The sequence below is a fragment of the Actinomyces sp. MRS3W genome (assembly GCF_032465695.1).
GTDB lineage: Bacteria > Actinomycetota > Actinomycetes > Actinomycetales > Actinomycetaceae > Actinomyces.
In genome coordinates this window covers 1-8,433 of the sequence record NZ_JAWDJJ010000289.1, presented here as the reverse complement: position 1 = coordinate 8,433, position 8,433 = coordinate 1, and the positions used below count along the sequence as shown (strand labels likewise).

Sequence of the window (8,433 nt, the reverse complement as noted above, 5' to 3'; positions counted from 1 at the left end):
ACCCCGGGGCATGTTGACCCCGGGGTCGCGAGACGGCGCGGCGATCGGCGTCGTGCCGCGGCGTGGGGATCAGGCGCTGGCGACGGCGAAGCGCTCACCGCGGTGGGCGTCCCGCTCCGCCTCATCGACGAGCGCGATGGCCAGGTCCGCGGGGGACAGGTCGGCGCCGACCGGGTTGTCCTTGCCGACGGTGTAGGCGCCGGTGGACTGCTCCGAGGGGTAGGCGGGGGCCGGGGAGACGAAGGTCCAGGCGAGCTCGTCGCCAGCGGCGCGGAAGGCCTCCAGGATCTCGCCGAAGGCCAGGGCCTCGGGCTTGGCGACGTCGGGGAACTCGGGGGAGTCCACCAGGCGGTTGCCGTCGGCGTCCAGCAGCGACCCGGCGCCGCCGACGACGACGAGGCGCCCGCTGGGACGGGCGGCGATGAGCGCCGTAAAGGCGTCAACGGTCGGCTGAACCGGGCCGCCGGTGCGGTCGGGGGAGACGGTGAGGATGGTGGCGTCGGCGGCGTTGACGAGGTCGACGATGGCAGCGGTGTCCGCCAGGTCGACGGCGACATCCGTCGTGGCGCCCTCGGCGTGACGGCCGGAGCGGGAGGCGGAGGTGACGGTGTGACCGCGGCGGGCGGCCTCGGCGACGACGGCCGAGCCGGTGTTGCCGGTTCCGCCGATGACGGTGATGTTCATGGAGGCTCCTTGGTGTTGTGCGTGGTGTAGGCGGTGTGCGGGCGGCGCTGGTGTCTAGGTGCGGTCGTGTGTCCCCGGGTGAGGGCCCGCACGCTGGCTTGCGCAACCGCCGACCTCACAGTATGTTTTAGATAGCAAGTACCTCAAGGTAACTACGGAGTAGCTCGTGTCACATTTAACCGACGACGTTTCCGCGGCACCTGCGCCCGTCATGACCCCCGCAGCGTCGTCCCCCGTGGACGAGACATGCGCGGCGCATCCACTGTCCGCCTATGACGTCCTCTCACCTGCCTGTCCGTCCCGGACCGTGCTTCGCCACGTCGTCGACCGGTGGACGCCGCTTATTGTGGCCGTGCTGGCCGAGGGGCCACGGCGCTTCGGCCAGCTGCGCGAGGCGGTCGGCGGCGTCACGCCGAAGGTACTCACCCAGACCCTGCGTTCCATGGAGCGCGACGGGCTGCTGACGCGCGAGCAGACGCCAGGCGTGCCGCCGCGCGTCGACTATATGCTCACCCCGCTTGGCGCCGGTCTCGCCGAGCCGATCGCCGCGCTGCGAGCATGGGCCGAGGACAACGCCGAACAGGTGCTGGCCAACCGCGAGGTTTACGACCGCTCCCACCCCCAGCCCCAGGAGTAGGCGGCTGGCCAAGGGCCAGCGGGGTTGGGTTGTTTGACCGTCAATATGCATGCCGGTGCCGTTAACGCGGACCGTCTGCGTGCGGTTGGACCGTTTCCCGCCCTGGCGGTGGGGTGTGTGCCGTGATGTCGCCGTCTGGGAGGTGGTTGGGGCGGGCGGCAATAACGCTCCCGGACCCGGCACCCGCGCCCCCGTTTCGGAACCTGCCAAGCGCCAGCTGCTCGGTGCGTCACCCGGCGAGCACGCTACGTCATTTGTACCGGTCTCGGCACGTTACAAGTGCCGGTTTGGGCATGTTATTAGTGCCGGCTTCGGTGAGGGGGCGGGCACCTGCAGCGGCTTCGTCGCCTGAAAGTGCTCCCGCGCAGCCGCCGGATCGGGGACCATAGAGGTATGAGCGCTCACCGGCACGCCGCCTTTTCGGACACCGAACTCGAGCTCGCCGAGCGGGAGATCTTCACGACCCGCGTCGAGCGCTGGTATCCGGACATCATTGACGGCCTCATCACCCTGTACGGTGAGCCCACTGCCACGGCCACCGCCGTCACGCTACTGGCCGACGCTGCCCGTAGCTACGCCGTTCGTGATCCGGAGCTGCGCCGACTGGATCTGGCACGCACTCTTAACCCCGCCTGGGCGCAGGACCCCTCCCGCATCGGCTACTCCGGCTATACCGAGCGCTTCGCCGGAGACCTGCGGGGTGTGGAAGAGCGCATCGGCTACCTGCGTGAGCTGGGTGTCAACTACCTCCACCTCATGCCGCTGCTCACCCCCCGCCCCGGTGACTCCGACGGCGGCTACGCGGTGGCTGACTACCGCTCCGTGCGCCCCGATCTGGGCGATATGGACGACCTGGCCCACCTGACCGGCGCGCTGCGCAAGGAGGGCATGAGCCTGGTCATCGACCTCGTCCTCAACCATGTGGCCCGCGAGCATGAGTGGGCCCGCCGTGCCCGGGCCGGTGAGCAGCGCTACCGCGACTACTTCCTCATCTACCCCGACCGTACCGAGCCCGACGCCTACGAGCGCACCCTGCCGGAGATCTTCCCGGACTTCGCCCCCGGCAACTTCACCTGGGACGAGGAGGCCGACGGCTGGGTGTGGACCACCTTCAACTCCTTCCAGTGGGATCTCAACTGGCGCAACCCCCACGTCATGGAGGAGTTCGTCTCCATCATCCTGGAGTTGGCGGGCCGCGGGGTGGAAGTGCTGCGGCTGGACGCCATTGCCTTCACCATCAAGCGCAAGGGCACCGATTGCCAGGGGCAGCCGGAGGTTCACGCCATCACCGAGGTGCTGCGGGCGCTGACCCGCATCGCCTGCCCCGCCGTCGACCTCAAGGCGGAGGCGATCGTCGCCCCCACCGAGCTGCTGCAGTACCTGGGCCAGGGCAAGTACACCGGCAAGGTCTCTGACCTGGCCTACCACAACTCGCTCATGGTGCAGATCTGGTCCATGCTGGCCACCCGCAGCGTGGGCCTGGCCGCCCAGGCGCTTGGCTCCTTGCCGGTTGAGCCATCCACCGCCACCTGGATCACCTACCTGCGCTGCCACGACGACATCGGCTGGGCCATCGACGACGCCGACGCCGAGGCGGTCGGGCTGGACGGCTACTGGCACCGGGTGTTCCTCGCCGACTGGTACGCCGGCCTGTACCCGATGAGCGACGCCCGCGGCATCACCTTCCAGTTCAACCCCGTCACCAACGACCGCCGCACCGCCGGCACCGCGGCCTCCCTCATCGGGCTCGAGGCCGCCGCGGAGGCGGTTGCCGGCATCGACGACGCCACCCCCGCCTGGCGCGAGGAGGAGTTGCGCACCTGGCTGGAGGAACGCCTCAACGCCATGCGCCTGGCCTACGCCATCATCTACGGCTGGGGCGGCATCCCGGTGCTGTGGAGCGGAGACGAGCTGGCGCAGTTCAACGACCCGAACTGGGACACCGAACCCGGACACGAGGATGACTCCCGCTGGGCCGGCCGCCCCCGGCTGAGCAAAACCGCCCTGGCCGAGCGCCACGACCGCTCCACGGTGGCCGGCCGGGTCTTCACCGACCTGGTCCGCATGGGCAAGGTGCGGGCCTCGCTGCCGCAGCTGAGCGCGGAGGTGCGTACCGTCGTCGCCCCCGTCGACGACGACGGCGTGCTGGTTACCTTCCGCGATCACCCGCGCGGCAGCTTCGTGGGCGTGTACAACGTGACTCCGGACTGGCGGTCCGTGCCCGCGGCGCGACTGGCCGAGTACGGGGTACTCGGCGCGGTCGACGTGCTCACCGACACGGTGCCGTCGGGTTCGACGACGTTGGAGGGCGCCGGCGACGGCCAGGTGCCGGTGCCGCCCTACGCCGCCTGGTGGCTGGTGCGCTCCACCGACTGACCGCGCTCGCGGGATGTGGCTGACCCGGCTCGCCGTCCACGTGCGCGAGCCGGGCGTGGGGCCTATCGGCCCTGTTGGTCCAGATGCCGCTTGAGCCAGGGGTCGGTGATGGCGTGGAAGCGGTCGGGGAAGGTGCGGCGCACGCAGTGCGGGGCGCCCTCGATGACCGCGGTGGTGATGGAGGCGTTGGCGCGGCGGGTGATGTTGGTGAGGTTGTCGCCGCGTAGCACCACCCGCTCGGTGCCGGTGACGATGAGCGTTGGCACCGCGAGGGAGTCAATGACCTCCTGCCAGGGGGTGGGCGGGGAGACGCAGCCCATGGCGATGAATCCCAGATCGACGCCGCAGGCGGCCTCCACGCTCGCCCGCACCTCCCGGGGCGACCATGTGGGGTTATTAGCCATCTCCAGGTCGAAGCGCGCCTGCGGGTCGGCGGCGATCTGCTTCATCTCGCGTACCTGCTGGAAGGCGCGGGCCGCCAGCAACCGGCGCCAGGCGGGGGTGACGAAGGCGGGATCCTCCGCCAGTGCCACATCCACCAGGTCGGGCCGGTGCGCGGCCACATCCAGACTGGTCACCCCGCCCATGGAGTGACCCACGACTGCCAGCGGCGCGCGCAGCGGACCCTCGCCGCGCAGACCGCGGGTGCGCAGGTCCTCCAGGGCGGTCTCCAAGTCGGTGGCCAGGCGTGCAGCGGTGGCGGTGTGGTCTGCCAGATCGGAGGCGTCCCAGCGTGGGGAGTCGCCGTGTCCGCGGGCGTCCAAGGCCACTACCCGGTACCCGGCCCCCGTCCAGCGGTCGATCGCCTCGATCCAGCAGGCCGCCGAGTCGGTGATGCCGTGGGATAGGACGAGGACGGGGGCGGCGTCGTCGTCGAGCGGTCCGGCCAGGTGGCGGGCGAGCGGGGCGACGGCGGAGGGTGCGGCGGTGAGGGTCACGCCCCGAGCCTACGACCGGCCGCCTCAGGGGCGGTGGACAGCGGCAAAATGTCCATCGGTCGCAACTTTTGAGCCGCGGGGCGGCGCGCACGGGCGGGCTCCATCGAGTTTTCCCCGGTATGAGGGGATTTCCGAAAGCTACTGGCCGGCGCCAACCGCAAAAGTTGCGACAGACGGTCACTTTTCTCCTGCGTAACCGGAGCGACGACGCGCCCGCCTGCTCCGACGAGCCTCGGATCGCATTCGTATCGCGCCGCCCGATAGTCTTGCCGAACCGAGACTTAACTTCTAGATTAATAACGTGACGACGATTCGAGAGGCGCGGCAGGGTCTCGGGCTTGCACAGAGCGATCTGGCCAGAAGGCTGGGCGTGTCGGTCGCCTCGGTGTCGCAGACGGAGGCGCGGGAGTCGCGCGGTGACATCACTCTGCGCACGCGTTCCCGTTATCTCGATGCTCTCGGACTGGTTGACGCCGGCGTCGTGGTCCCCCGCACGCCCGCGGGGAGCGCGGATGAGGTGGGGTTATCGGACCGGGTGACGAGAATCGATGCGGACAGCGCGGCGGCGTCGAGCCGGTCACGACGGCGCAGCCTGTTCCTGCACCGGTTGGTTGAGGATTCCGTCGACTGGTCGGACCGGGAGTCGTGGCTGCCGCGGGTGCGAGAGGGCATCGCACGCGTGCGGCGGTCCACGCGGGGGCAGTCTCATCTGGTGAATCTGAGGCGTTGGGAGGAGTGGGCCGAGTCCGGTGAGACGACGATGATGCGTGAGCGCATGTGCGCGGCCGACGAGGACGCCTGCTGCCTGCGTGAGGTCTCGCCCATGGCCGGCTTCCTCAGCGATGCTCAGCGACTGGCCGTCATCCGTTGGGAGCGAGAGCACTATGCGGCGTGAGGAACTGTTCCACGCCATACGCGCAGCATGCGCGATTACTGGCAAGCACGAAGTCATCGTCGTCGGTTCGCAGTCGATCCTCGGCACCTATGCGGAGGACGAGCTCCCAGCGGAGGCGACGATCTCTCGCGAGATCGACGTACTTCCCATCGACGATGACCCTCGAGTCGTTGAGGAGTTGGCCGACGCGATCGAAGGCGTGGCGGGTGAGCTGTCGCCGTTCGAGCAGCTCCACGGTTTCTTCATGGATGGTGTGGATGAGACCACGGCGGTTCTCCCCGCTGGGTGGAGGGGCCGTCTGGTTCGTGTAGCGGGTCCCGCAACTACTCTTGCCGGGACGTCCTTGGAGAATATCGGTTGGTGCTTATCGCCGGAGGACTTGTGCGTGGCAAAACTCTGCGCGAATCGGGACAAGGACCGGGCTTTCGTAGGTGCGCTGCTTGACGCAGGTCTTGTGGACCCCGAGACAGTGGCAGAGCGTTTGCAGACGCTCGAGGTGGAGCACGATGGCGCAAGGCGGCGGGCGCTGTCCTTCCTACAGCGTTGGCTCACGGGAAGCCCGAGACAAGAGGGCTGACATCGTTGCCCGAGCGCATACGGCGTACGCGCAAACACGGGATCTGAGCTATCCACAGCAAGACCGGCTGCGAATGTTGGCTGAAACGCCGGACGTGATCACCTCCGCTGTGTCAAGGTTGGATCGAATGCGTCACACCGTGTTCCCTGTCCGTCCCGTGTCGAAGGAGAGTTGGTCGTATAGGTTGAGAGCGTCCCGAGCCTACGACCGGCCGTCTCAGGGGCGCTTGCCGGTGGCGAAGTGTCCATCCGTCGCAACTTTTGAGCCGCGGGGCGGCGCGCACGGGCGGGCTCCATCGAGTTTTCCCCGGTATGAGGGGATTTCCGAAAGCTACTGGCTGGCGCCAACCGCAAAAGTTGCGACAGATGGTCACTTTTCCCGTCCGCTACCGGGGGCGATGACGACCCCCGCCTTCCTGCGGGAGCACCTGGTCTGGGTCATGGCCCCCTCCGGGACGCCGAAACTGTCTGCTACGCCGGTTCACCGTCTACTACGCCGGTTAGCGGTCTGCTGAAGGCCTAGCAGGCATTCAACAGACCGCTAACCGGCGTACCCAACACCGAAGTGGCGTAGTAGACGGCGTCGGAACCCCGCCCACAAGCTTGCCTCAGGACTAGGTGTTGTCGCTCGGGGCCTGATCGGCTCCCGACGGCGCCTGGCCCGGGCCCATGCCGCCGTCGGTGGGCATGTCGCCCGACGGCGCCTGACCGCCCTGGCCCGGATTGCCACCCATGCCCATGCCGGAGCTCAGGGCGGAGGCGGTGCCGGTGGCGGAGCCGCCGGACGTCGTGGCGACCGTGTACTCCACCCCTTCACTCAGGCCCAGCACGGTGAGGTACTGCGAGGTGAAGACGCTGGTCATCTCCCAGGAGTCGCCGTCGGCGCTGGTCACCGTGATGGTGTCGCCGGCACTGACGGAGGGTGAGCCGGTGACGCCGATCAGCTGGCTCTCGCCATTGACATCCACCGCCCCGTCCACGGTTCCGGCTTCGCCGGAGACGACGACCTGCCCGCCGGTCACATACGCCGACCCGTTGGAGTCGATGCCGTCGGAGTAGGTGAAGGACACCTGCACCTGCCCGCCGGAGACAGTGAGCACGGAGCCGTCGTCCGCCTCGGAGTCGGCCGTCTCATAGCCCTCGATGGTGTAGTCGCCGTTGGTGGCGTTGATGCCGTCGTCGCCGGAGGTGATCGTCAGCGTCCCGCCGCCTACGTTGATGAAGGCCGCCTGGAGTCCTTCGTCCGCGGTGTCCAGCGTCACGGTGCCGGAGTCCTGCGTGTAGCTGACGCCGGCGTTGATGCCCTTGGGTTTGGCGGCGTCATCAACGTTGGACTCGTCCTCGGTGTCCGTGCTGTCCGTGGCGTCCGCGGTGGTCTCGGCGGCCTGGGCGTCCGCCTGTCCTCCGGGCATACCGCCCATGCCGCCCTCCTCGGCGGTGGCATTGGCCTGGCCCCCGCCCGCGGTGACCGTCAGGGTGGTGCCGTCGATGGTGACGTCGGTGGTCGCGGACACGCCATCGTCGCCGGAGGTGATGGTGATATCGGCGGCGCCCAGGGCGATGAAGCCCTTGGTTTCGTCGTCGTCCTCGGTGGACTTCAGGCCGTCCCCGCCGGCGGTGATGGTAAGGGTGCCGCCGGAGATGACCAGGTAGTCCTTGCCGCGGATGCCGTCGTCGACGGCGTCGATGGTGATGGTGGGCGAGCCCTGGATGACCAGGCCGTTCTTGGAGGAGATGGCGTCGTTGGAGTTGCCGGTCACGCTCAGGGAGCCGGTGCCGGTCAGGGTGACGGTGTCGGAGGAGAACAGCGTCGCCGTGGGGGCGTCCTCGCTGGTGTCGGCGTAGGTCTCGCCGTCGGTCAGCGTGTTCTGCGACCCCTCGGCCAGCACGACGACGGCGCTGCCGGCGTCCTGGATGTCAATGGCCGGGCCGTCGGCGTGGGTGATGGTCACGCCGTCCAGCACGAGGCGGACCTCGGCATCATGCGCGTTGACAATAACCTCGCCGTCGTCGAGGGTGCCGGACAGGACGTAGGTACCCGCGGCGGAGATGGTGATGGTGCCGCCGTCGATGCTCACGCCGCCGGCCTCGCCGCTGGTCACCTCGGCCGAGCTGCCGGACAGGTCGATGATGGTGGCGGCCGAGGCGTCGTAGGCGCCCGCGTCATCGTCGGCGGTCGCCGCGGAGGCGGCCTCGGAGGTGTCGGCGTTGGCGGCCAGGATGTCGGCGACGGTGGCGCCGGTGGAGGCTGTGGCGACCTCGGCGGTGATCGTCGTCCAAACGGTGCCGGAGGAGTCCGAGCTCGAGGCGGCGCTGGAGCTGGAGCC

At 68.9% G+C, this 8,433-nt stretch carries 7 protein-coding genes; 4 read left to right on the top strand and 3 right to left on the bottom strand.

The window, feature by feature from the left end; genetic code table 11:
* Positions 1-69 precede the first annotated feature (69 nt).
* Positions 70-684 carry an NAD(P)-dependent oxidoreductase gene (locus RWX45_RS11135; RefSeq protein WP_316023789.1) on the bottom strand — a complete coding sequence of 205 codons (615 nt, stop codon included), beginning with the start codon at positions 682-684 and terminating at the stop codon, positions 70-72.
* Between the two features lie 211 nt (positions 685-895).
* Here RWX45_RS11135 and RWX45_RS11130 point away from each other — a divergent pair, with 211 nt between their 5' ends.
* Positions 896-1,321 carry a helix-turn-helix domain-containing protein gene (locus RWX45_RS11130; RefSeq protein ID WP_316023790.1) on the top strand — a complete coding sequence of 142 codons (426 nt, stop codon included), beginning with the start codon at positions 896-898 and terminating at the stop codon, positions 1,319-1,321.
* 393 nt (positions 1,322-1,714) lie between these two features.
* Entirely contained in the window at positions 1,715-3,697 is a 1,983-nt protein-coding gene (locus tag RWX45_RS11125) for an alpha-amylase family protein (RefSeq protein ID WP_316023788.1), read from the top strand.
* 62 nt (positions 3,698-3,759) lie between these two features.
* Here RWX45_RS11125 and RWX45_RS11120 read toward each other — a convergent pair whose 3' ends face one another.
* Entirely contained in the window at positions 3,760-4,635 is an 876-nt protein-coding gene (locus RWX45_RS11120) for an alpha/beta hydrolase (RefSeq protein WP_316023787.1), read from the bottom strand.
* 301 nt (positions 4,636-4,936) lie between these two features.
* Here RWX45_RS11120 and RWX45_RS11115 point away from each other — a divergent pair, with 301 nt between their 5' ends.
* Complete coding sequence (locus tag RWX45_RS11115) at positions 4,937-5,530, top strand: helix-turn-helix domain-containing protein (RefSeq protein ID WP_316023786.1); 594 nt, start codon at positions 4,937-4,939, stop codon at positions 5,528-5,530.
* A complete protein-coding gene (locus RWX45_RS11110) occupies positions 5,520-6,107 on the top strand; it encodes a DUF6036 family nucleotidyltransferase (protein ID WP_316023785.1) in 588 nt (195 codons plus the stop codon). The genes RWX45_RS11115 and RWX45_RS11110 overlap by 11 nt, the downstream gene beginning before the upstream one ends.
* Before the next feature lie 613 nt (positions 6,108-6,720).
* On the opposite strand, the gene RWX45_RS11105 is transcribed toward RWX45_RS11110, so the two are convergent.
* Positions 6,721-8,433, bottom strand: a 1,713-nt coding sequence (locus RWX45_RS11105; RefSeq protein WP_316023784.1) for a carbohydrate-binding domain-containing protein, incomplete at its 5' end; no start/stop codon positions are given.

Bases quoted from the DNA above. Each gene is read 5' to 3' on its own strand.
- RWX45_RS11135 (WP_316023789.1), bottom strand. From the start codon at position 684: ATGAACATCACCGTCATCGGCGGAACCGGCAACACCGGCTCGGCCGTC.
- RWX45_RS11130 (WP_316023790.1), top strand. From the start codon at position 896: ATGACCCCCGCAGCGTCGTCCCCCGTGGACGAGACATGCGCGGCGCAT.
- RWX45_RS11125 (WP_316023788.1), top strand. From the start codon at position 1,715: ATGAGCGCTCACCGGCACGCCGCCTTTTCGGACACCGAACTCGAGCTC.
- RWX45_RS11110 (WP_316023785.1), top strand. From the start codon at position 5,520: ATGCGGCGTGAGGAACTGTTCCACGCCATACGCGCAGCATGCGCGATT.